General features: G+C 64.4%; 1 pseudogene. It reads right to left on the reverse strand.

Annotated elements, in window-relative coordinates:
• Positions 1 to 303: pseudogene (locus EN862_RS36510) on the reverse strand (hypothetical protein); the annotation flags it as partial.

Here is a 303-nt window from a genome sequence, read left to right on the forward strand (position 1 = left end):
GCCACCTCGTCGGCCTCCATCCGCACTATGGTGTGCGACAGGCCGCCATGTTCCTCGATCCATTGCCGGACCCAGTCGGGATATTGCGAGATCAGATAGTTGGCGGCGGCCGCATTCTGCCGGCCGCCGACGCCGCAAGGTAGATGGAAGCCGAAGGAGGCGTGCGGGCTCACGCAAAGCTGCTCGACGGGCAGCGACAGATAGAGTGTGCAGGCGCTGTCGCACGCCCCTTCAAAGCTCACCTGCTCGTCGGCGGCGCGCAATTCGGCGACGTTCAGCGCTAAGCTTATGATCTGGCCACCG

Origin of the sequence: Mesorhizobium sp. M2E.F.Ca.ET.219.01.1.1 (genome assembly GCF_004016445.2) — a bacterium.
In the GTDB taxonomy this organism is placed as follows: domain Bacteria; phylum Pseudomonadota; class Alphaproteobacteria; order Rhizobiales; family Rhizobiaceae; genus Mesorhizobium.